The organism is Anaerolineales bacterium (assembly GCA_016928575.1).
GTDB lineage: Bacteria > Chloroflexota > Anaerolineae > Anaerolineales > RBG-16-64-43 > JAFGKK01.
In genome coordinates, this window is sequence record JAFGKK010000076.1 from 1 (window position 1) to 21,196 (window position 21,196).

General features: G+C 63.5%; 21 protein-coding genes. 10 read left to right on the forward strand and 11 right to left on the reverse strand.

Translation table 11 applies throughout. The annotated features are described in order from the left end of the window. Nucleotides 1-380: 380 nt before the first annotated feature. From glpK to JW929_10150, 5 genes are all read left to right on the forward strand, one after another. A complete protein-coding gene (glpK, locus tag JW929_10130) occupies nt 381-1,913 on the forward strand; it encodes a glycerol kinase GlpK (GenBank protein MBN1439755.1) in 1,533 nt (510 codons plus the stop codon). Between the two features lie 54 nt (nt 1,914-1,967). Next, nucleotides 1,968-2,624: a lysoplasmalogenase gene (locus tag JW929_10135; protein MBN1439756.1), complete on the forward strand. Its 657-nt coding sequence runs from the start codon at nt 1,968-1,970 to the stop codon at nt 2,622-2,624. A 98-nt stretch (nt 2,625-2,722) separates the two neighbouring features. Beyond that, nucleotides 2,723-3,556, forward strand: coding sequence for a lysophospholipase (locus JW929_10140; protein ID MBN1439757.1), 834 nt, complete (start codon nt 2,723-2,725; stop codon nt 3,554-3,556). 464 nt (nt 3,557-4,020) lie between these two features. Then, nucleotides 4,021-4,854, forward strand: coding sequence for a lysophospholipase (locus tag JW929_10145; GenBank protein MBN1439758.1), 834 nt, complete (start codon nt 4,021-4,023; stop codon nt 4,852-4,854). Between the two features lie 22 nt (nt 4,855-4,876). Beyond that, a complete protein-coding gene (locus tag JW929_10150) occupies nt 4,877-5,710 on the forward strand; it encodes a lysophospholipase (GenBank protein MBN1439759.1) in 834 nt (277 codons plus the stop codon). Nucleotides 5,711-5,866: 156 nt separating this feature from the next. On the opposite strand, the gene JW929_10155 is transcribed toward JW929_10150, so the two are convergent. From JW929_10155 to JW929_10205, 11 genes are all read right to left on the reverse strand, one after another. Further along, nucleotides 5,867-7,030: a nucleotidyltransferase family protein gene (locus JW929_10155; GenBank protein ID MBN1439760.1), complete on the reverse strand. Its 1,164-nt coding sequence runs from the start codon at nt 7,028-7,030 to the stop codon at nt 5,867-5,869. Then, nucleotides 7,027-7,590 (reverse strand): S26 family signal peptidase, encoded by a 564-nt coding sequence (locus JW929_10160; protein MBN1439761.1) that lies wholly within the window; start codon nt 7,588-7,590, stop codon nt 7,027-7,029. The genes JW929_10155 and JW929_10160 overlap by 4 nt, the downstream gene beginning before the upstream one ends. A gap of 41 nt (nt 7,591-7,631) precedes the next feature. Continuing rightward, on the reverse strand, nt 7,632-8,492 hold the full coding sequence (gene scmC / locus JW929_10165; protein ID MBN1439762.1) for a SynChlorMet cassette protein ScmC: 861 nt from the start codon (nt 8,490-8,492) through the stop codon (nt 7,632-7,634). Next, nucleotides 8,482-9,876: a B12-binding domain-containing radical SAM protein gene (locus JW929_10170; protein ID MBN1439763.1), complete on the reverse strand. Its 1,395-nt coding sequence runs from the start codon at nt 9,874-9,876 to the stop codon at nt 8,482-8,484. The genes scmC and JW929_10170 overlap by 11 nt, the downstream gene beginning before the upstream one ends. A 166-nt stretch (nt 9,877-10,042) precedes the next feature. Beyond that, nucleotides 10,043-10,216, reverse strand: a complete 174-nt coding sequence (locus tag JW929_10175; protein ID MBN1439764.1) for a hypothetical protein — start codon at nt 10,214-10,216, stop codon at nt 10,043-10,045. A gap of 184 nt (nt 10,217-10,400) precedes the next feature. Beyond that, nucleotides 10,401-11,474, reverse strand: coding sequence for a SynChlorMet cassette radical SAM/SPASM protein ScmF (gene scmF, locus JW929_10180; GenBank protein MBN1439765.1), 1,074 nt, complete (start codon nt 11,472-11,474; stop codon nt 10,401-10,403). After that, complete coding sequence (gene scmE, locus JW929_10185) at nt 11,471-12,589, reverse strand: SynChlorMet cassette radical SAM/SPASM protein ScmE (GenBank protein ID MBN1439766.1); 1,119 nt, start codon at nt 12,587-12,589, stop codon at nt 11,471-11,473. The genes scmF and scmE overlap by 4 nt, the downstream gene beginning before the upstream one ends. Further along, nucleotides 12,586-12,876 (reverse strand): SynChlorMet cassette protein ScmD, encoded by a 291-nt coding sequence (gene scmD / locus JW929_10190; GenBank protein ID MBN1439767.1) that lies wholly within the window; start codon nt 12,874-12,876, stop codon nt 12,586-12,588. The genes scmE and scmD overlap by 4 nt, the downstream gene beginning before the upstream one ends. A 225-nt stretch (nt 12,877-13,101) precedes the next feature. Next, nucleotides 13,102-13,974 carry a hypothetical protein gene (locus tag JW929_10195; protein ID MBN1439768.1) on the reverse strand — a complete coding sequence of 291 codons (873 nt, stop codon included), beginning with the start codon at nt 13,972-13,974 and terminating at the stop codon, nt 13,102-13,104. A gap of 142 nt (nt 13,975-14,116) precedes the next feature. Then, complete coding sequence (locus JW929_10200; GenBank protein ID MBN1439769.1) at nt 14,117-14,755, reverse strand: flavodoxin domain-containing protein; 639 nt, start codon at nt 14,753-14,755, stop codon at nt 14,117-14,119. 178 nt (nt 14,756-14,933) lie between these two features. Then, complete coding sequence (locus JW929_10205) at nt 14,934-15,539, reverse strand: TetR/AcrR family transcriptional regulator (protein ID MBN1439770.1); 606 nt, start codon at nt 15,537-15,539, stop codon at nt 14,934-14,936. Nucleotides 15,540-15,969: 430 nt separating this feature from the next. On the opposite strand from JW929_10205, the gene JW929_10210 reads away from it, so the two are divergent. The 5 genes from JW929_10210 (at nt 15,970) to JW929_10230 (ending at nt 21,103) form a co-directional block, all read left to right on the forward strand. Then, on the forward strand, nt 15,970-16,842 hold the full coding sequence (locus JW929_10210) for an ABC transporter ATP-binding protein (protein ID MBN1439771.1): 873 nt from the start codon (nt 15,970-15,972) through the stop codon (nt 16,840-16,842). A gap of 9 nt (nt 16,843-16,851) precedes the next feature. Next, on the forward strand, nt 16,852-17,661 hold the full coding sequence (locus tag JW929_10215) for an ABC transporter permease subunit (protein ID MBN1439772.1): 810 nt from the start codon (nt 16,852-16,854) through the stop codon (nt 17,659-17,661). Nucleotides 17,662-17,670: 9 nt separating this feature from the next. Next, nucleotides 17,671-18,465 carry an ABC transporter permease subunit gene (locus JW929_10220; protein ID MBN1439773.1) on the forward strand — a complete coding sequence of 265 codons (795 nt, stop codon included), beginning with the start codon at nt 17,671-17,673 and terminating at the stop codon, nt 18,463-18,465. Between the two features lie 677 nt (nt 18,466-19,142). Continuing rightward, nucleotides 19,143-20,243 (forward strand): hypothetical protein, encoded by a 1,101-nt coding sequence (locus JW929_10225; GenBank protein MBN1439774.1) that lies wholly within the window; start codon nt 19,143-19,145, stop codon nt 20,241-20,243. A gap of 245 nt (nt 20,244-20,488) precedes the next feature. Further along, nucleotides 20,489-21,103, forward strand: coding sequence for a response regulator (locus tag JW929_10230; protein MBN1439775.1), 615 nt, complete (start codon nt 20,489-20,491; stop codon nt 21,101-21,103). Nucleotides 21,104-21,196: the final 93 nt, after the last annotated feature.

Genomic DNA, 21,196 nt, shown 5'->3' on the forward strand with positions numbered 1-21,196 from the left:
GCGACCGCAGGGAGCGAAGCAATCTCCTTCGCTGGAAAAAGAGGGAGATTGCTTCGCCCGCCCCGGCGCGGGGTGGGCCGGGGTCGCTTCGCTCCCCCGGCCTCGCCACGGCGAAGCCGGGGCGGGGCTCGCTGTGACATCGCTAGGCTTTTTCAACACCCTGTTAGTGTTGTACACGGCCCGGGCGGATACGGGTGTCGATCCGCGACCAAGGAGAAAGAGGTCGGACCGCCGTTGGGGAGGATCGGCCGCCGCACCCGGAAAAAATCCCGGGACGGGGCTTGCTGTACAATACTTCAATACCGCGCGGCTTGAACCCGCGCCAAAACCAGGCCGGCGGACCCCCGGCCGCCGGCTCCGTCTCCGCGGGGAGGAACCCGATGCCCAAATACATCGGCGCGATCGACCAAGGAACGACCAGCACCCGCTTCATGATCTTCGATCGCGGCGGGAACGCGGTCGCCGCGGACCAGCAGGAGCACCGGCAGATCTTCCCCCGGCCGGGCTGGGTGGAGCACGACGCACTGGAGATCCGCCGGCGGACCGCGGAGGTTATCCGCGGCGCACTGACGAAGGGAAGGATCGATCCGGCGGAGATCGCCGCGATGGGGATCACAAACCAGCGCGAAACCGCCGTGGTGTGGGAGAAATCCACCGGCCGGCCCATCGCCAACGCGATCGTCTGGCAGGATACGCGCACGGACGGGATTTGCGCCGAGCTGGCCCGCGAAGTCGGTCCGGACCGGCTGCGCGCCGCGACGGGTTTGCCGCCGGCGACCTACTTCTCCGGGCCTAAAATCCGATGGCTGCTCGACAACGTTCCCGGCGCGCGCCGCCGGGCGGAAGACGGCGAATTGTTGTTCGGGACCATGGACAGCTGGACGATCTGGAACCTCACCGGCGGACTGCACGTCACCGACGTCACCAACGCATCGCGGACCCTGCTGATGAACCTGGCGACTCTGGATTGGGACGAAGAGCTCCTCGCGCTGCTCCGGGTCCCGCGCGCGATGCTGCCGCGGATCCGCTCCTCGTCGGAGGTCTACGGCTCCGTCGGCAAGGACTCCGGAACGCCGCTGGCGGGCGCGCCCATCGCCGGCGCCCTGGGCGACCAGCAGGCGGCCCTTTTCGGTCAGGCTTGTTTCGATCCCGGCGAGGCGAAAAACACCTACGGCACCGGATGCTTCATGCTGATGAACATGGGCGAGCGCCCGGCGCCGAGCGCGAGCGGTCTCCTGACAACGCTGGGCTATAAACTCGGCGGCCGAAAGGCGGTCTACGCGCTGGAGGGTTCGATCGCCGTCGCCGGCGCGCTGGTCCAGTGGCTGCGCGACAACCTCGGTCTGATCCGGACCTCGGCCGACGTGGAGGCGCTGGCGGGCGAGGTGGAGAACAGCGGCGGGATTTATTTCGTTCCGGCCTTCTCCGGATTATTCGCGCCGCACTGGCGCTCCGACGCGCGCGGGGCGGTCGTCGGGCTGACGCGCTTCATTAATAAGGGGCACCTCGCCCGCGCCGCACTTGAAGCCACCGCCTATCAAACCCGCGAGGTGCTGGACGCGATGGAAAAGGATTCTGGCGTCCGCCTGCAGGCGCTCAAAGTGGACGGCGGGATGGTGCGCAACGAACTGCTGATGCAGTTCCAGGCGGACATCCTCGATGTGCCGGTGATCCGCCCGAAAACGACCGAGACCACCGCGCTCGGGGCGGCCTACGCCGCGGGGCTCGCGGTCGGTTTTTGGAAGGACCTGGACGAATTGCGCGGCAATTGGGGCAAGGAAAAGGAATGGACTCCGCGGATGGGCGAAACGGAACGCGAAAGGCTTTACGCCGGGTGGAAGAAAGCCGTCACCCGCACGCTGGATTGGGCTTCACCCCCTTCCCCTGCACCCCTCCCCCCTCTCCCGGAGTAACTGCCGGAGAGGGGAAAGGGGACGGGGGTTGGGGGTCCGGAAGGCAGGTACGGAATGGAAAAGGAATCCCTAATCCCCTTCGTCTCCCTTGCGATCCTCCTCTCGGCCGGGCTGACGATTCTCGGCTACTACCTGCGCCCGCCGCGCCGCGCGCTGATCTACGTCTGCAAGCCGTTGACCACGGTGCTGATTTTCATCACCGCCCTCCTTCCGGGCGGGCTTCCACCCGATCCGTATGCCACGGCCATCGGAATCGGCCTGTTGTTTTCGCTGGCCGGGGATATTCTGCTGATGCTCCCCCGGTGCCATTTCCTCATGGCGCTGGTTTGTTTCCTGTTCACGCACGTCTGCTATGCACTGGCCTTCTTCGCCGCGGGGCCGGGCGGCGGATTGGCCTGGATTCTGTTTGTGCTCGGATTCATCGGCGCGGGAATTCTGGCGTATCTGTGGCCGGCCCTGTCCGCGATTATGAAGGCGGCAGTCGGAGCATACGTCTCGGTTGTGGTGATCATGGCGTCGCTGGCCGTCGGCCGGGCGTTGGCAAACCCCACGCCGGGGACGATCGCCGCGGCGGCCGGCGCCTTGCTGTTTATGTTCTCGGACGCCGTCCTGGCGGTCAACCGCTTCCGGCGCCCGTTCCGCGCCGCGCAGGCGGTCATCCTCGCCTGTTATTTTGTAGGGCAATGGTTGATCGCGCTTTCCACCGGTTGATCGGCGGGTGTCCGACCGCAATCCACAACGGCGATTGACGCCCGTCAAGCGTCGGTCCAGCGAGGCGCGCGCGAAAGCGCGGCGGAAACGGAGGACAAATGAACCGGATCGAGGGAACGTTCCCAGGCGTGCGCGGGATCGAGATCTATCACCAAGCCTGGCTTCCCGAAGGGGAGGCGAAAGCCGCGCTGCTGATCGTCCACGGGCTCGGCGAACACGGCGGGCGGTACGGGAACGTCGTCAACCGCTTCGTCCCGCTCGGATTCGCCGCCTATGCGCTCGACCATATCGGCCACGGCAAATCCGGGGGCCGGCGCGAATACGTCGAGCGGTTCGACGACTACACCGACACGCTGGCGATCTACCACCGCATCGTCCAAGCCCGGCAGCCGGGCCTGCCCGTTTTTCTCCTCGGCCACAGCATGGGCGGCCTGATCGCCGTCTACTACCTGCTCGAACACCAGGAGTATTTCCGGGGCGCCGTGATTTTCGCTCCCGCGATCCGGGTCCCCGGACGCGTTTCCCCCGCCGTCATCGCGGCGGGGAAAGTCCTCGCGGTCCTCGCGCCGACGGCGGAAATCCTGCCGCTCGATCCCCGCGCGGTCTCCCGCGATCCGCACGTGGTGGAGGCGTACATCCGCGATCCGCTCGTCCATCACCGCAAGACCAGCGCCCGGCTGGCGGCGGAGATACTGAAAACCATCCTGGCCATCGAGAACAAGCTGGGGAAGATCAGCCTGCCCTTGATCGCCTTGCAGGGCACGGCGGACAAGCTTGCCCATCCGGACAGCGCGCGGATGCTCTATGACCGGGCTGGATCGGCGGACAAAACCCTCAAACTCTACGAGGGCTTGTACCATGAAACGCACAACGAACCGGAGCGCGAAAAGGTTCTGGACGATGTGCAAGCCTGGCTCGCGGCCCGCCTTTGACGAAGCCGCTCGCGATAAACATCTCCCCACCAAAATTATGTAAAATGCTCGGGATGCCGTTGTCTATGACATTTTTCAGAACCCTGCCGGTGTTGTGTCCCGAAACATCCTCTCAATAATCTGATGGGGTAAATTGCCGTCTGGAAAGCGGTTTTTTCATCAACATCACATTCTGGTTGCGTCGCCATTTCCGCATTGTTTATTTTTCCGTCATTCCCATATGTCTGTATTTGCCGTAATTCCCTCGTGTTTTCATTTGATGCCATTCCCGCGCCGGCCCTCGGCGCGTTCTTCGCCGGGGGTGTTTTTAGCGGGAATCAAGTGATTGGAGGACGTGGATGCTTGTTAAGAACACCCCGCTCCGCAGGGCGACGGTTTCGGCAATAATCCTTATACAGGAAATTTACTTTCCTTGCGGGGCGCCGGATGTACAATCCTATGAATAATCTGAAAAAGGAGTCTTCATGAATCACATTGAAGGCAAGTTTAAAGGCGTCCGGGACACCTTGATCTATTACCAGGCTTGGATGCCGGACGGGGATCCGAAGGCCGTCTTGCCGATCGTCCACGGATTGGGGGAGCATTCCGGAAGGTACCTCAACGTGGTCGAGTATTTCGTTCCGCGCGGTTACGTCGTCTATGGGATGGACCAGATCGGTCACGGGAAATCGGAGGGGCGCCGCGAGTACGTCCAACGCTTCGAGGATTTTTCCGATTGCTTCACCGAGTACCTGGGAATGATCAAGCAGTGGCAGCCGGGCAAGCCGATCTTCCTGCTCAGCCATTCGATCGGCGGGCTGATCGCCGCGTATTACCTGCTCGACCATCAGGCCGAGTTCCAGGGCGCGGTGTTCTCGGCGCCGGTGGTCAAGGTCGCCTCGCACGTCACCCAGACAACCGTCTTCATGGCCCGGGCCCTTTCGCTCCTCGCCCCCACGGCGGGCGTCCTTCCCGTGGATCCGGCTACCATCTCCCGCGATCCGGCGGTGGTTAAGGCTTACGTCGAGGATCCGCTTGTGTTTCACGGGAAGACCAGCGCCCGGCTTTCGGCGGAGATGCTGCGGGCGCTGATCCGCGTCTCGGCCGAAACCGGCAAGATCACCCTGCCCTTCATCGCCATGCAGGGCGGTGCGGACCGCCTGGTGGATCCGGACGGCGCGCAAATCCTCCACGAGAAAGCCGGATCCAAGGATAAGACGCTGAAAATCTACGCGGGGCTCTACCACGAGATCTTCAATGAGCCGGAACGCGAGCAGGTGTTCCGCGACATAGAATCCTGGCTCGCCGCGCACCTTTGATCCTCCGATACGGCCGGAGAGCATGGTCGTCAACGAAGGAACCTTCCGCGGCCCGCGGAACCTCCGTATCCATCACCGATCCTGGCTGCCCGAAGCCGAAGCGCGGGCGGCGCTGATCATCCTCCACGGGCTGGGCTCGCACTGCGGCCGTTACCAGACCGTGGTCGGGCGATTCGTTCCGCGCGGGATCGCCGTGTTCGGATTCGACCAGATCGGCCACGGCCTTTCCGAGGGGGTGCGCGGCCGGATCGAACGCTTCGAAGATTTCAGCCGGACGCTCGGCGCGTTTCACCGCCTGGTGTTGGAATGGGAAGGGGGCAAACCCGTCTTCCTGTTCGGCCACAGCATGGGCGGGTTGGTCGCCGCCTACCACCTGCTCGATCATCCCACCGGTTTCCGCGGCGCCGTATTCTCCGCCCCGGCGGTGAAGATCAGCCGCAGGATTTCGCCGGCGCGGATCGCCGCCGGCCTCGTCCTCTCGGCGGTCGCGCCGGGGATGGGAGTGATGCGGATGAACGCCGCGGCCCTTTCGCGCGACCCGGACGCGCAGCGGGCCTACCGCGCGGACCCGCTGGTCCACCACGGCAAAACCTCCGCCCGGCTGGCGGCGGAAATCCTGCGCGCGGCGCGGCGCGCGGCGCGCGAGGCGCACCGCATCACCCTGCCGTTCCTCGCCTTTCAAGGCGGCGAGGACGGGATCGTCGATCCCGGCGCCGCGCGGCTGCTTTATGACCGGGCGGCTTCCGCAGACAAGACGCTTCGCATCTACGACGGGATGCCGCATGAGACGTTCCACGGGCCGGGGGGCGAGCAGGTGCTGGGGGACATGCAACGCTGGATCGAAGCGCGGATTTGAGGACGCCGGATCGGAGAAAAAGCGAGATCGGCGGCGGCGGTTTTTATACCAGGCGATGATGAAGATTGGCCTTTTCACGACCGCGGAACCGGCGGAAAAACGGACGGACGCGGAAACCCGCCCCTTTAATTCCCGGCGCCCGGCTGCGCTATTCGGTTATGGAAACAACGCGGTGTTCCGCACCAAGTCTAACAGAATATTCCCCATGCCGATCCCGCCGCGCAAGAGCCGGTACGCGTAATACAGCGCCGCCAGCCGATCCTCCCGCATGCCGTACCGCTGGCGGAGATATTCGCGGCTGGGGAAGGCAAGTTTCCAAAGATACGCCAGCCGGTTTTTCCACCCGGCGACTCCCATAAAATCCCGCAGATGATGAAAATACCGGGAGGTGCTTGTCGCCTCCGCCAAGAAGGCGTTGCCGCGGCGATGCAGTTCGCGGTCGAAGCCCTCCGGTACGGGAATCCGCCACAGCGCGGCCGCCTCCCGCAAAGCGGCTTGCACGGCGGACAGCAACCCGAAGGACCGCGCCGCCTCGGCCAGTTCCTCCGCGTTTATCGCTTTTCCCCAGCGCGCCTGCACCCGGGCGATATCGTACAGCTGAAGCAAACCGGCTCCCCCGTGGTGGAGGGAATAATGCCCCGTCAGGTGCAGGAGCGTCGCCGCGGGGGAAAGCATCCGCGCGCTTCGGCCGCGGATCTCAACCGGCGCGGCGCGCTCCCAAAACCATGCCACGGGAATGCGCTTCGAAAAGGAGGGCGGGTTGAAGATATGCCAGTGTGGCTCCACCATCAACCCGGAAGCGTCGGGCCGGACAAAGCTCAGTTCGGATCGGAACTCCTGTTCGAACCCCCGTCCCAGGTTGTGGCATTCCATGTACCCGCGCCCGGCCAGGATCCGCGCGCATTCCGGCACGGCATCCTTCGGAATCAGCAGGTCGAGGTCGCACATCGGCCGCTGAGTCACGGTGTCATACAAGGCCACGGCCAGGGCGCCGCCCTTCAAGACAATCACCGGTATGCGCGCCGCGGCGAAAGAGTCCAGCAGGGCGGCCAGCTCCCGGAAAATCTCCTCGCTTTGATTCGCCGAACGGAGAAAATTGCGCCGAAAATCGGATACCGCTTGCGGAGGAATTTCCCGCAGCATTCCGGTTTTCTTGGCGGATTCGAACAGCAAGGGCGTCAGCCTTTGCCGTTCCGCCCGGGCGATCACCTTGCCCCAATCCGGTGACGCCGGCGGAGGCGGCAGGCCCTCCCGGACCTGCGGTGGAAAATTCCGGCCGATGAAATGGACCAGCGTGCGGTCTTCCTCGGTGAGTTTCATGGATCGAGATCCAGCTCGCGCGGATCGATCAGCAGGCGGAACGGCCGCCGGATCCGCCAACCGCCGCACCCTTCCTCCATCTGGCCGATGACGAGCCGGCCCCACAGCATGCGCCAAATGCGCCGCCCGTTCGCCGCAAACAGCACCTTCCGCGGACGCCAGCCGGACGGCAGCCAGCACCAGATGCGGCCCGCACCCGCAATCGCGCGGTAGGGGGCATGGAGAAAACGGTTCGCCGCCGCGCCGAAGGGCAGTCCAACGCGCAACAACTGCGCCCACAGGCGTCCGGAAAATCCGTTGGCCACGTTCCGCACCCTTCCGCCCCGCCGGGCGGCGGTCACCCGGCCGATGATTTGATCGGCGCCGATCAGCCAGTCATCCGGTTGGAAGCAGCCGTCACCCCGGGTGCGGATTCCTTCGAGAGTGACGGACTCCACCCGGTGGACGATGGACTCCGCCCGGCCGGGAGCATGGAAGAGGACGATGTCGCCCGCCCGGACAGGACGATCCCGATACGGTTCGATTTCCAGCACATCCGGTTCGCCCAGGGTCGGATTCATGCTCCTTCCGGAATACACAGCCGTTTGGGACGGGTTCAATCTCATTTCAGCACCCGCTCGACTTCCCGCCAGAACTCGCCCTCCAGACTCACACGCAGCAAATGCGCGGGCACGGCCCGGGCCAGACCGCAAACCGCTTCGAACCGCACCCGCCGGAGAGGCCGCAATTCCGCGGGGGGAAGCCTGGCATCCAGCGCATTGATCTGGCGCGCCGATTCGCTCAATAAGGCGGCGGCATGCCCCGCGCCCAAAGGTTCCAGAGAATCCCGCTCGGCCCGCTTGAGAAAAACACAGGCGCACAACGGAGTCGAAGCTTGGACGTCCCAAATGCCTCCGGCCTGGTCGGCATAAAAGAAGGTACTCCACGTGGGCCAGGGGTGCGCCCGGTATCCGCCTTCCCCGGATGGTACGACGAGGGCCGCATCGTCGCTCAACGACCGCCACGGGGCTGTCAGGCGGAGGCTGACAGTGGTTTTTCCGGTGCCGCCGGATGCGGAAAAGACCACCCCCTTGCCGGCGGATGCTTCGAACCGGTACTCGGCCAAAGCGCCGTGCAGCAGGACGGCTCCATCCCGCAACAGCACGAGGGCCAAGGCATGCGAGATCGCCGTGTATCGATCGAACTCCGCATACTCGGGCGATCTGGGCCGCGGAAGGACGCAGAAAAAAACCTCCGGCTGCGGATCCGGAGGAGCGCTGAAAATGATCATCTTCCGCAAGCCGTCCGCATCTGCCTCCGCCATGGGCGCCGGCGCAAGATTCATCACGGACGCCAGCCCGGCCACGACGGACTCCGCCGCCGGATCCCCGGCCGCCACGTACCAACGCGCGCCGTTGCCCAACCGGAAGCGGTAGCAGGCGGCCACTCCATCTTCGCGCGGCGAAGCCCCGTTATTCGGCATCCGGGGTTCGAGCGGGAACGCGGGATTCCCCCGCCACAAGGCGTTTCATGCGCCGCGTTCCCCCCAGCCAAATCCGCCGCACAAGCGAATCCAGCGGAACCCGGCCGATCGCATGCCGCCAAAAATGCCGCCGGACGAAGGGCGCGAAATGCTTTTGCGTCCACGCGTTCCGGATTTCCGGCGGAAGGCCGGAAACGTGGTCCGCCGAGTAGTATCCGGTGACGGCCTCCTCCGTCCACGGATTGCGGGCGAAAAAATCCCCGCCCCGTTCGGCATACAGCGGTGTGCCCGGATATATCTGCAGGTCGTTCCATTGAAACGAGGTGGGATCGGCCCGCCGAAGCCAAGCCAGGCGTTGGTCGAGCACAGCGAGGGTTTCGTTTTCGGTGCGCCGGAGCATATAGGCGTGGACGTCCAACCCGGCGCGGCGGCAGAGGCGCACCGCCCGCTCGCCCTGATCCACCGTCGCGCCCTTACCGAGTCTGTCCAACTCCTCCTGGGAACCCGTTTCGATTCCGATTTCGACCAAAACGCATCCGGACTGTTTCAGCAATCGGGCCAGTTCCGGCGAAAGCCGGTCGGAGCGGGCTTGGATGCTCCACCGCAGCCGGCGATGCAACCCCAGCCGCCGCAGGCCGGCGCAAATTTTCCGCACCCGCCCTTCGTCGGCCAGGAAGTCGTTGTCGTGAAAGTGGATCCCGTCCACCGGATATTCGGCGGCCAGCTTTCGCACCCATTCCAGGATGTATTCGGCGCTGTGGAATCGGATCCCGCGCCCGTAGGTGAGGGATTCGGCGCAGAAGCGGCAGCGGAATTCGCATCCCCGCGACGTGATCAGGGTGACCGCCCGCAGATTATGGCCGCGGACCGTGTACGCGGTCCGCTCGGTGTAAAAACCCATATCCATCAGGTCGAAGGCCGGGAGCGCCAAACCGTCCAAATCGGCGACCTGAGCCTTGGGCGCATTCCCCGGCCGGACTCCCGATCCATCCCGCCGCCACACTCCCGGCAGCGCCGCCGGATCCGTCCCGTCCGCCAGCTTGGAGAGCACCTCTTCGCCTTCCCCGGCCACCACGCCGTCCAATTCGGGGATCTTCCGCAACGTCAGTTCCGGGAGGGCAGTGGCATGATACCCTCCGGCCCAGATCTCTCCGCGGAATCCTTCCTTGCGGATCAACCCCGCGCAATGGACGGTGTCGTGAATCAGAGGGGTGATCGTACTCAGACCGACCCAATCCGGCCGGAAACCGGCAATCCGCGCCAGCATCGATTTATCTGCGGCGGATACGCCTTGTCCGGCGCGGGACTGCACGGCAAAGCGGTCGAAGATCTCCGCCGCGTGTCCATCCCGACGCAACTGCGCCGCCATGAATGGAAGGCCCAACGGCATCCACCGGACAGGCGTCAGGGGGGAAAACGGGGAAATAAACAGGAAGCGCATCTGCCGGAAGGAAAGCATACGGGTGGCGGCTTTGGTATCAGCCGCCACCCGCAACGGTTTGGGAAAATCCCTTCAAAACGGAAGGGGATTCGGGACGGTGTTTTACGGATTAGAAAACCAAAGAACCGGTCGAGCACGTGGGAGTGGCGGCGCTGCCGTTAAAGCAACCAACCGGCAAGCCTCCTTCGCCGCGCTGGATGGCGCTTAATTCCACGACGACAGGGGCTTCATATTCCGGCTTTTCCTGGGGAATTTCCTGGGTTTCCTTGGGCAGTTCCGGCATGTCGTTCTCCTTGTGGGAATCCGGCCCGAATAATCCTAGCTTGAAAGATTACTTATTATACACCTTGTCAGAAAACGGGAAAAACCATCCCCCGGAGGCGGAGAACAGCCAATGGGCCAGGCGTGCCTCCGGCCGTTTTCGCGCATCTGGTGGACGCCGCCGACTCGGCGATTCAGCCGGGCGATCATTCCGGCATCAACCGCGAGGTCGGAAACAGCCCCTGCGACTCAGCGGCTTCGCAGAACCAATGGGCGGCGAACAGGTTCCGGCTGCGGTAAAAATTAAGCGCCAGGCACCCCCCCAGGCAACGGCTGTTCATCAGGCAACGGCCGCATACCCCCTCCAGACGACCCGGCAGTCCGTCGCGGACGGTGTTCAGGACGGGGTGATCCCTCCACACCTCCGCCAAGGGGACGACGCCCACGCGGCCGAAAACCAACTCGGGCTCATGCACGCCGATCCCGCACAGCGCATATTCGCCGTCCGGCAGCACGCCCAAAATTTCCTTGATGCCGCACACGCTGCAGCCGTCGCCGGCGGAGAGGGTCCGCAGCGAGCGAAACGCCGGCGGGTAATGGAAGAACAGCCGCAACCGCGTCGAGCGGGCCAACTCCCCTTCCACCCGGCGTCCGATTTCGATCAATTCCGACACGGCGAGGTTCTGCTCACCCCCGTGCAGCGCCGCGCCGCGCTCGATCGGCTGAACGACGTTGAACTTTACCGATCCCGCCCCCAGACTTTCCGCCAACCGGACCACCGCCTCAATCTGCCCGGCGTTGTGCCGTAGGATGGAAAAGACGACCTGCGGCCGAATCCCGGCGGCAGCTAGATGGCGGATCCCTTCCAGCGCTTGTTCGAACGATCCGGGAACGCCGCGCACCCAATCGTGGGCGGCGGCATCCGCCCCGTCCAGACTGACCGAGACGAAAGGCTCGCCGGCTGAGGCGATTTCGATCGCCAATTCCGGAGTGCACAAGACTCCGTTGGTTTCCACAGCCAGACGCAATCCTTCCCGCCGGACCGCCGCCAAGAGGGTGGATATGTCCGGATGCAGGAGCGGCTCGCCGCCGGTCAATTTGACGGATTGCAAACCCAAGGGTTTGGCTTGGCGCAGGATTTCTTCGAACGCCGGCGGGGCAAGCACGGGGTAGCGCGTGCCGTCCGCGTCCCGTTTCGGCGCCAGCCAGCAATGGCGGCAAGCCAGATTGCATCCCGCGGTGAGGTAGAAATAGATCTGCCGCAGCGGATATCCGCTCATTCGGGGATTGGATCCAGGCGTCCGCCGTCGGCCAGAAAACGTCGCAGGCACGCATCGGGGCTGGGATGATCGATTCGGCCGAGAAGCGCGTACGCCAGCCCGGGGCAGTTCCCGGTGCAATATGGCCGATACTCGCATCCCGCGCAGAACTCGAACGAATCGAGGGACACGGCACTGCGCCCCCGGATCTCCTTCAAGCGGGGACTTTCAAGCCACACCTCCTGTAACTTATCCCGGTTGATCCGGCCGAGGACGAGGTGGGCCAGCATGCTGCACGGCACGATCCCTCCATCGGCGCGCACGGTGAGTCTTTCAAACGTGCAGCCGCATGCCGTGAGCCGTCCTCCCAGGGCGGATGCCGACGCGCCCCGCCGGCGGGCGTCCTCCATCGCCCGCCACATTTTTCCCTCGGCCAGCGGTCCGGCGGCGGCTTGGATCCGTCCCGGATACCGGGCCTCCAGCCGCAACAGGGTGTCCATCGCCTGCTGACGTTCGGCGGTCGTGAGCAGGATGTCTTCGGCGTGGATTCGGCAGGACCCCAAATATCCGGCGGCATTCGTGCCGAAATCCTCCAGGCCCAAATCCTCAAGCAGCAACCGGGCAATGTTTTCCAGGTCGCCGACGTTGCGGCGATGGATCGTCACGCGCGCGGCCGCCTTCACCCCATGCCGCCGCAGGGTGCGAATGCCCCGCACCGCTCCCAAAAACGAACCCGTCCCCCTGCAGGAATCATGGACTTCCGGCGAGGCGCCGTCAAGCGAGACCTGTACGCAATTACAGCGTCCCGTTTGGGCCAGAAAGGCGGCCAGGTCATCATCGATGAGTGCGCCGTTGGAAAGCACCCGGAACCGCATGCGGTTCTTCACGATTGCGGAGATCAACAAGCGGATGTCCGGCCGCAGGAAGGCTTCGCCGCCGGAGAGGGTGAGTTCCATCACCCCCAAGGAGCCCAGCTCCTCGAGGAAGGATAGCCATTCGTTCGTGGGGAGATCCTGATACTCGACCGCGGGGTTGTGGAAATAATAGCAATACCGGCAGCGGAGATTGCATTGCGCCGTGATTTCCAGATCCAAGCTGCGCGGTGTGCGCATCACCGCGCCGGATGTTCCGTTCATTCGGACGGTCCGAATTCATACCCGACGAACCCGCGCCGGGCCAGATCCGCCACGAACTCGTCGATCTCCTCAGATACCGTGCCGGGAACCCGAGCGAACCGTTCCTGAATCTGCGAGGCGATCTGCTCGAGGGTCTGCCGGCCGTCCATCAGCTTCCAGACGGCCACCCCCACCGGGTTGATGCCCACGGCCTCGGCCGTATCGGGGTTGAACAACACCGCCCAATCGTCGAATTCTTCCCGCAACACCACAACCGGGTTGATCAGAGGTTTCTGCAGAGTCGCCATTCGCCGACCTCGAAGAGATGGCCGGGTATTATACCAGCGCGAAAAAAGCTTTCTCCGGCATCATCCGGCAAGCGGACGGGCGAATCGTGCGCCGGCCGCCCGTCTGCGTCCCCCCAGCCGGGGGAATTCGGTCCTCCGGATGGATCAAGCCGGCCGGGAAGGAATGCGGCGGGAAACGCAACCCCGACATGCGGGTCGCATCCGCGAGTGCCGGTAACCGCGCATTCATTGCGCGTCAGCAGGCTTCCCGATGGCTGCCAGAGCCTTCCCGCACAGGAACACCATCGCCGCCGCCATCGCCGTGAACACCCCCGCCTCCGGATAGCTGATCTTCACGCCGTTGCGCGCCTCGTTGACGATCATGGCGACGAGCGCCACTCCCATGGCGGCCCCCTTGACGATCAGCGCCGAGGAAAGCAGATACCCGAGCGGAGTTCGCTTCCAGAGCAACGCGGCGGTCGCCGCGGCAAGCGGCACGATCAATCCCAGATCCAAAACCTGGACGGGAAGCGTGGTGTAATTGTCCAATCCGTACGGCGGTTCGCCGGCGGCCAAAGCCGGCAGAATCCGTCCCAGCCAGGCGGCCGTGAGGAAGGCGGCGAGTCCGAGGCACAGGGCGATGATCCCCCGGCGCGGGAATCCTTCTGAGCAGCGGGCCGGCAGAACGGCGGCGTCGATCTGCGAGGCGGCCAGCGCGGCCGCAAACAGGGAAAGGCCGAAGAGCGCGACGTAGACCAGGAACAACGGATTGAACCAGACGCCGAAGGCGGCGACGGTGTAGTTGTAGAGGAAGAACCCGAGCATGCCGAGGAGCCACAGGCGGCCGCGCAGGGAACCGCGGTTGGAAAGCGCAAGGGCCGCGGCCAGCGCCGGGACGGCCAGGAACAGGGTCACCGCGTCCACCGCCTGGGCTTGAGAAGATCCAGCGACCGGATCGCAGCGGTACAAGCCGGAGCCTGTGATTTCCACCTGCTCGCCCATGACCGTGGTGAACTCGAACGGCGTCCCGGCCGACGGCCAGAACAGGCCGGCTCCGGCGGCAAAGGCGGAAAGGATTAAAATGGCGATGGTGAGGATATTCAAGATACGCTGAGACATGATTCCTTCCTTCTTTTCTTCATTTCATCCCACCTCCCGCCTCATCTCTACCCCTGCACCCCTCCCCTTCTCCTGGCATAAGCCAGGAGAAGGGGAGGAGTTGGGGAGGGAATGAGGAAGGGCTGGCAGGGACGGAATAGACTCAGATATTCAGCTCCGCCGCCCAAGCCCGGATCTTCGTCCAATCCCGCAGGTCCCCTTTATTGGCGCCGATCAACCGGCCGAGCGTTCCTTCCAGGAAGGAAAGCTTTTGCGGATCGAATTTGCCGGCGAAGAACTCCGTGGACACCGGCGCGATCTGCTTAATCGCCGACGGAAGATAATCCTCCCGGATGGAGCGGTCCATCTCTCCGTCCCCCAGCGCCATGATGTGGGCGCTGAAGACCGCGACCGGCTTCTCACGGAGCGCCTGTTCGAACCGGGCCGCGAAATCCGCCGCCGGGGATAGCCAGCGGCCGAAGCGGACCGCGCTGCCCAAAACGACGGCCGAGTAGCCGCTCACGTCCCGGACGTTTTCCGCAAGCATAAGCTCGGCCCCGCGGCCGCGGGCGGCCAGTTCCTCGGCGATCGCCTGCGCGATCTCGCCGGTGGATCCGCACTTCGATGCGTAAGCAACCAGAACTTTCTTGTCCATGCCATCCGCTCCTGAAATGGAACCTTCGAGGTATTCCGCCTGCGGCGGCGCCGCCGCCCAATACGCCATCCCGCCGCAGCCCAGGCACGCCGCCCCCAGAGTCAAGGCCGAGCAACCGAGAAATGTGCGCCTATCGATTTTCGACATCCGGACTCTCCTTTTATCCCGCTCTCGCGGGATGATGAATACCCCGCGGCTTGCCTCGCAGTTCTTCGCATTTGCGCTCCCCGGCCTCGCCCGGCGAAGCCGGGGCGGGGCTTTGCTACCGCGCAGCAAGCTGCGCGGTCATTCATTTGAACGGTGTTTACTTAGTGGTAAAAAAAACTCATTTCCGAACCACCGTATCCACCATCGCCACCAGCAGTTGGTCGAAGAATTCTTCGAACTCCCTGCCGTAGGCTTTCATCACCGTCAACCGCAGCATGGCCGCGCCGTGGATGGTGATCCACATTTGGGTGGCCAGCATCGCCGCATCGTAGCCCGCGGGAAGGGCGATTTCCCCCCTTTGCACGCCGCGCGCCACCATCGCGACCACCGGCGCGAATTGCGGATGCTTCCGGATTTCCTCCGGCGCGCCGTACGGCAGGTCCGGGGTGTTGAACATCAGCTGGTAATGCTCCGGGTACGCAGCCGCAAAGCGCAGGTACTGCCGGCCGTTCTCGATCAGCAGATCCCGCGTGCCCAGGTCCGGCGGCAGGTTGGTGTCCAGCGCGCCCGCGATCGCCCAGCTTTCCTCGCGGATCGCCTGCAGGATCTCCTCTTTTCCGCTGAAGTGCTTGTAGAGCGCGCCCGGCGTGTGGCGCAGCTCCTTGGCCAGCTTGCGCATCGAAAGCCCGGCCAGGCCCTTTTCCAGGAAGATCTTCCTGGCCTTATCAAGGATCTTTTGCCGAGAAAGATCCCGCCTCTGCGGTTGATCCGCTTTTCCAGCCATCGAGGACAATAGTAAACAGTGTTTACTTATTTGTCAAGGGCGAAAAGCAGCGGGTAGTACGGGAATGCCCGCCTCTTCTTTATTACTGGCCGTTTCACGCGCGAATGGCCTCAGGAAGCTTCCGCCGCGGCAGGATTGCTCTTTACGCCGAAGGATTCCGTCCGCCCCGGCGCCTTCCGGCCGGCCGGAAAACCGCGTCCGATGGATTCGATTGAGACTCGTCCGCAACAGCAGTCCGCCGCTATGAAAAGCCAGGCCGGATCATCCTCCCACCTCAAGGGGTTCCCGGGCACCATGCCGGAGCTTCGGACCGGCGGCGCGTAAAAACCGGCGCCGGTCTATTCCATTTCGAAAAAACCGCTCTATAATGATCAGGATTAACCGCCGGTCAACGGGCGCATCCATCCCGACGGGCACAAGGAGCCTGCCTATGAGCATCATTGAGGTTGACAACCTTTCCAAATACTACGGCAAATCGCGGGGCATCGTCGACGTCTCCTTCCGCGAGGAGGAAGGCGAGATCTTCGGCTTCATCGGCCCCAACGGCGCCGGGAAGTCCACCACCATCCGCCTGCTGCTATCGCTGATCCACCCCACCCGCGGCGGCGCGAGGATTTTCGGCAAGGACGTGACCAAGCACGGGCCGGAAATCCGCCGCGACATCGGCTACCTGCCCTCGGAGGTCTTTTACTACGAAGGCATGAAGGTGATCGACCTGCTGAAGTATTCCGCCAGCTTCTACGGCAAAGATTGCACCCGGCGGATGAAGGAACTCTCCGAGTTGATGGAACTGGAGATGAACCGCCGGATCAGCGACCTTTCCTACGGTAACAAGAAGAAGGTCGGCATCGTCCAGGGGCTGCTGCACAGCCCCAAACTGCTCTTCCTCGACGAACCGACGGCCGGGCTCGACCCGCTCATGCAGCGCAAGTTCTTCGATCTGATCCGCGAGGAAAACAAGCGCGGCGTGACCGTCTTCTTCTCCTCGCACATTTTGGGCGAGGTCCAGCGCCTGTGCACCCGGGTTGGCATCATCCGCGAGGGAAAAATCGTCGAAATCTCCGACATCCGCACCCTGCAGAAGAACAACTACAAAAAGGTGTGCGTGACCGCCAAGGGGCTCAAGCCGGCCGACCTCAAGCTGGCCGGGGCGACCAACCTCCAAACCGAGGACGGAACGGTCAGTTTCTTCTTCAAGGGCGACATCAACGCGGTGGTCAAGAAGATCGGCGGCTTGAAGCTGGACGACGTGACCATCGAGGAGCCGACCCTGGAAGAAATCTTCATGCACTACTACGAATAGGCGGCGGCGATGAGCGCAACCATCTTCCGACACGAATTTCTCACCCGGCTGCGGTCGGTGGCCGTCTGGTCGGCCGCCGTCGCGGCACTGATGTTCCTGTTCTTCTCGATTTTCCCGGGGTTCGCCAAAGACGCCGCGCTGATCAACGAGCTGTGGTCCAAGTTCCCGCCCGAACTGCGCGCGGCGTTCGGAATCGATAAGCTGAATTTCGCCACCGTACTCGGGTTCTACGCCTTCCTGCTGATCTTCGTCGAAATCTGCCTGGCGATCCAGGCCGGCAACTACGGCTTCGGGCTGGTCTCGGTGGAGGAAAACGAGCTGACGGCGGATTTCCTGCTGACCAAGCCGGTCAGCCGGCTGCAGGTCCTTAACAGCAAGCTGCTGGCCGCCCTTTCGGCGATGGGGCTCACCACGCTCCTGACCTGGGCTGTCTCGCTGCTTTCCGTCGCCGTGTGGAACGACGGCCACGAGTACGACGCCCACGTCCTGCTCTTGGTGATGGCCAGCCTGCCGCTGTTCCAGGTCTTCTTCCTCGCGGTCGGGCTGGCGGTCTCGCTGATCGTCAAGCGGGTGCGCAGCGTCACCCCCTACTCGCTCGGGCTGGGCTTCGGAGCCTACGTGCTCTCGGCCTTCAGCGGGATGCTGGGCGACGTCAAGCTGGAGTACATCACGCCGTTCAAGCACTGGGATCCGGCCTACATCGTCAATACCGGCGCGTGGAACGGGCCCCTGGCGGCGTTGAACGTGGGGGTGTCGGTCGGCGCGCTGGCCCTGGCCTACGCGCTGTACCTCCGCCGCGACATCCCGGCGGCTTCGTAAGGAGGCGCGATGAACATTTTCTTCCGCGAACTGCGGACCAACCTGAAATCGCTCGTCATCTGGTGCGTGATCATGGGGCTCTTGATCATGATCGGAACCGCCAAGTTTTCCGCCTTCGCCGGCGATCCGGAAAGCCTGAAGCTTCTGGACACCGTTCCGGAGGCGATGCTCGACGCGATGAACCTGCGGGCCTTCAACCTCACCACCGTGACCGGTTTCTTCGGGATCCTGTTCGTCTACTTCGGGCTGATGGGCGCGATCGCGGCGGCGATGTGGGGGACCGACCTCATCTCTAAGGAGGAGCGCGACAAAACGGTGGAATTCTCGCTCGTCCTGCCGGTCTCGCGCAGCCGGGTGATCACCGCCAAGGCGCTGGCGGCGCTGGTCAACTGCGCCGCCTTCGTCCTGATCACCTGGGCGATGTCGCTCCTTTTCGTGGCGAGCTACGCGCCCGACGCTGAATTCTACGCCTTCCTCTCGCTCGAGATGCAGGCGATGTTCCTGATCGAGCTGGTCTTCCTCGCCCTGGGTTTGCTGCTCGGCTGCGCGATGAAGCAGTACAAACTCTCAGGCTCGGCCGCGGTCGGGATCATCCTAACCACCTACATAATGTCGGTCATTTCGGGGATGCAGAAGGACCTGGATTTCCTCAAGTACTTCACGCCCTTCAAGTACTTCGACGCCGCGGCGCTGCTGCGCGACGGCGCGCTAGACGGCGGCTACGTGTTGCTCTCGGCGGGAATCATCGCCGTGTGCGTCGCGGCCGCCTACCTCGCCTACAACAAGCGCGATTTATACATCTAGCCCAACCGCCCTGCGTCACTGCGGCATTCCACGTCCCCCCTTCCACTCCGCGGTTCGGGGGGACGTCCTTTTTATCTGGAAGAGCGGATGATCCCCGGGCAGTGCCTTGCCCGGCAGACAACGATCCGCAGCCGCCACAGGGGGGAATTTGCGATTCCCGATCCTGTGCCGGGCGGCTTGGAAGCCGCACTCCGTTCCGGCGATGGCCGCCGCAAGCCATCAGCCTTTCCGGGTGCTGGAACGGGGTGGCTGGTCGCCTGGAAAGGATCCCGGGAAAGCCAATTCCTCTGCTGCACCACGGCGGATCGGGAGGGAGAATTTCTTTCTCTTCCCTTAAGGCCTTGACACCAACGCCCTCATAGAAGCAAATGCGTCTTTTTTCGCTTTCGGCGGGCCGATCTTTCCTTCCAAACCGCCATGCAGGACCCGTCTTATTCCGGCGCAACCGCAATCGGCGCTGGCAGTCCGGGAAAATTTCATTCGGCGGCGCGGGGGACCTCCCCACGCCCTCCTCTTCCGGCCGCCGGAGCCGGCGAAGGAAAACATCAAAACCCCGTTCGCCGATGAAAGCACGCCCGTTACATAAACGGTCCGTAAAATTGAGGCGCAGGTTTTTAGAAACCGTTTATAGGATCTCTCCGGGAAGTCGTCGAAAATCTTTTTATCACAGGATAAAGATGGCGGCGACCGTCATACTGATCAGCGGCAATCCGAAACTCAGGGATGAAATTGCCGCGCTCCTTCCAATCCATTGGACCCTGGCAGCATTCCCGACCCTCCACGAAGCCCGCAACGATCCGGGCCGTTTCGCGCAATCCCCTCAGGAAGACCTCAGCCTATGGATCGATTTGACCGGGCCGCAGAATGCGGCCGGCCGGTTGGATTCCCTGCCCGGCCATCCGGGGCGGATCGTGGCCATCATCGACGATCCCGCCCGGCGCGATTCCGTCCTGCGCGCCGGCGCCGACGACTACCTTCTCCTGCCGCTGTTGTCGTCCGAGATCGAAATTCGCCTGGGCCGCGCCCGCCGGGAAGGGGAGATGTTCCGCAAGCTCCTCGGCCAGCTGGCCCGGCGCGACCGGCAGGCGTCCATCGGCCGCCTGACCTCGCACATCTGCCACGAAATCAACAACGCGATGCAGGCCACCCGCGGCGCGCTGGCGCTGGCATTGGAAGAGCCCGATCTCCCCGGGGAATTGGCCGCGTATCTGAAGCTGTGCCAGTCCGAATCCCAGCGCGTGGTGGATTTGGTCGGCGGCCTGCGGGAGGCGTACTTCGCCGAGGACAAAGCCGGCGAAACGGTGGCCCTCGACGGACTTCTCCGCGAGGTGATCGACGTGATCTCAGAAGAAATGGGAAGCAACGACACCCGGCTGACGGAGGACGCTGCTCCCGATTTGCCGTCCCTGTTCGGCGTCCGGCTTCATTTCTATCTGGCCTTTCTCAGTCTGCTGTTGAACCTCTCCGAGGCGTTCCGGGATTCCGGAGGCTGTGCGATGCGCCTCGGCCTGCGGGCGGCGGCCCCCGCGGGGAAGCCGGGGGTATGCGCCGAGATCGCAATCCGGCCGGACGGCGAGGCCCGGGGGATTCTGGAACCCGGCGGGGAGACTCTGCTCGGGCTGGAACCCGCGGCGGATATCCTCCGGAATTACGGCGGCCGGATCGAAATCCGGCGCGCCGAGTGCGGCCTGGTCGTCCGGGTGCACCTGCCCGCTCTCCGGCCCGCGGATCTGGGAGAAGAAACCGTTGGAGACTGCGCGCATTCTGATCGCGGATGACGATCCGAGCGTCCGACTCACCATTGAGAAGACCCTCGCCAAGGAAGGGGACGCAGTCGAGACAGCCGCCGACGGCGCGGAAGCCGGTGAGATCAGTAAAGGCGATCCATGGTTACACGCTGCGTATGAAAATCGAGCCGACGCTTTAGAGCCCCACTCCATTAAGACGATCCCCGCAAGAAGATGTCCTGGCCCTGATTTTTGATCCCTTCTTCACAACCAAACCCGAAGGCACCGGAACCGGGTTGGGGCTTTCGATCTGCCATGGAATCGCCACCGAGCATGGCGGACAGATCTGGACCGAGAGCGCGCTCGGAAAAGGCACCACGTTCTTCGTGGAACTGCCGATCATCCCGCCGGGCGACGTAACCGCGGCGAAGCCGCCCACTCCCCCGGCCGTATCCGTCCCGGCCAAGGGCGGAAGAATTTTGGTACTGGACGACGAGGCCAATATCCGGAACGTCCTCACCCTGTCTTTGCAGCGCATGGGATACAAGGTGGATACGGCCGGTAACGGCTTGGACGGATTGAAACTGATCTCGGCCGCCGCCTACGCCTTCATCTTGTGCGATATCCGCATGCCCGGCATCAGCGGATTGGAGTTCTACGCCAAGACGCAGGAAAAGAATCCGCGGACGGCCCGCAAGATCATTTTCATCACCGGCGATTCGGCCAGCAAGGCGGCCCGCGATTTCATCGAGCGCAATAAGGTCCATTGCCTGCGCAAGCCGTTCGAGCTGAGCGATCTGCAACAGGTGCTCCAGGAAACCGGGAAAAAGCAATCCTTTCGCCGGCCGGGTGAAGGATTTTTACACAAAAAGCGCATAAAAGAACACAAGAGGCACAAGAAGGATTTATAAAAATTTTGGTATCTGCTCAGCCTCAGTAATACTGAAATGAAATCCTGCTCTTTTCCATCCTCACCCCTATCCCCTGGCCCCTTCCCCCTCTCC

What these genes read in the sequence shown, in the direction of transcription:
- glpK (MBN1439755.1), top strand. Translation starts at nt 381, where the DNA reads ATGCCCAAATACATCGGCGCGATCGACCAAGGAACGACCAGCACCCGC.
- JW929_10135 (MBN1439756.1), top strand. Translation starts at nt 1,968, where the DNA reads ATGGAAAAGGAATCCCTAATCCCCTTCGTCTCCCTTGCGATCCTCCTC.
- JW929_10140 (MBN1439757.1), top strand. Translation starts at nt 2,723, where the DNA reads ATGAACCGGATCGAGGGAACGTTCCCAGGCGTGCGCGGGATCGAGATC.
- JW929_10145 (MBN1439758.1), top strand. Translation starts at nt 4,021, where the DNA reads ATGAATCACATTGAAGGCAAGTTTAAAGGCGTCCGGGACACCTTGATC.
- JW929_10150 (MBN1439759.1), top strand. Translation starts at nt 4,877, where the DNA reads ATGGTCGTCAACGAAGGAACCTTCCGCGGCCCGCGGAACCTCCGTATC.
- JW929_10155 (MBN1439760.1), bottom strand. Translation starts at nt 7,030, where the DNA reads ATGAAACTCACCGAGGAAGACCGCACGCTGGTCCATTTCATCGGCCGG.
- JW929_10160 (MBN1439761.1), bottom strand. Translation starts at nt 7,590, where the DNA reads ATGAATCCGACCCTGGGCGAACCGGATGTGCTGGAAATCGAACCGTAT.
- scmC (MBN1439762.1), bottom strand. Translation starts at nt 8,492, where the DNA reads ATGCCGAATAACGGGGCTTCGCCGCGCGAAGATGGAGTGGCCGCCTGC.
- JW929_10175 (MBN1439764.1), bottom strand. Translation starts at nt 10,216, where the DNA reads ATGCCGGAACTGCCCAAGGAAACCCAGGAAATTCCCCAGGAAAAGCCG.
- scmF (MBN1439765.1), bottom strand. Translation starts at nt 11,474, where the DNA reads ATGAGCGGATATCCGCTGCGGCAGATCTATTTCTACCTCACCGCGGGA.
- scmE (MBN1439766.1), bottom strand. Translation starts at nt 12,589, where the DNA reads ATGAACGGAACATCCGGCGCGGTGATGCGCACACCGCGCAGCTTGGAT.
- scmD (MBN1439767.1), bottom strand. Translation starts at nt 12,876, where the DNA reads ATGGCGACTCTGCAGAAACCTCTGATCAACCCGGTTGTGGTGTTGCGG.
- JW929_10195 (MBN1439768.1), bottom strand. Translation starts at nt 13,974, where the DNA reads ATGTCTCAGCGTATCTTGAATATCCTCACCATCGCCATTTTAATCCTT.
- JW929_10200 (MBN1439769.1), bottom strand. Translation starts at nt 14,755, where the DNA reads ATGTCGAAAATCGATAGGCGCACATTTCTCGGTTGCTCGGCCTTGACT.
- JW929_10205 (MBN1439770.1), bottom strand. Translation starts at nt 15,539, where the DNA reads ATGGCTGGAAAAGCGGATCAACCGCAGAGGCGGGATCTTTCTCGGCAA.
- JW929_10210 (MBN1439771.1), top strand. Translation starts at nt 15,970, where the DNA reads ATGAGCATCATTGAGGTTGACAACCTTTCCAAATACTACGGCAAATCG.
- JW929_10215 (MBN1439772.1), top strand. Translation starts at nt 16,852, where the DNA reads ATGAGCGCAACCATCTTCCGACACGAATTTCTCACCCGGCTGCGGTCG.
- JW929_10220 (MBN1439773.1), top strand. Translation starts at nt 17,671, where the DNA reads ATGAACATTTTCTTCCGCGAACTGCGGACCAACCTGAAATCGCTCGTC.
- JW929_10225 (MBN1439774.1), top strand. Translation starts at nt 19,143, where the DNA reads ATGGCGGCGACCGTCATACTGATCAGCGGCAATCCGAAACTCAGGGAT.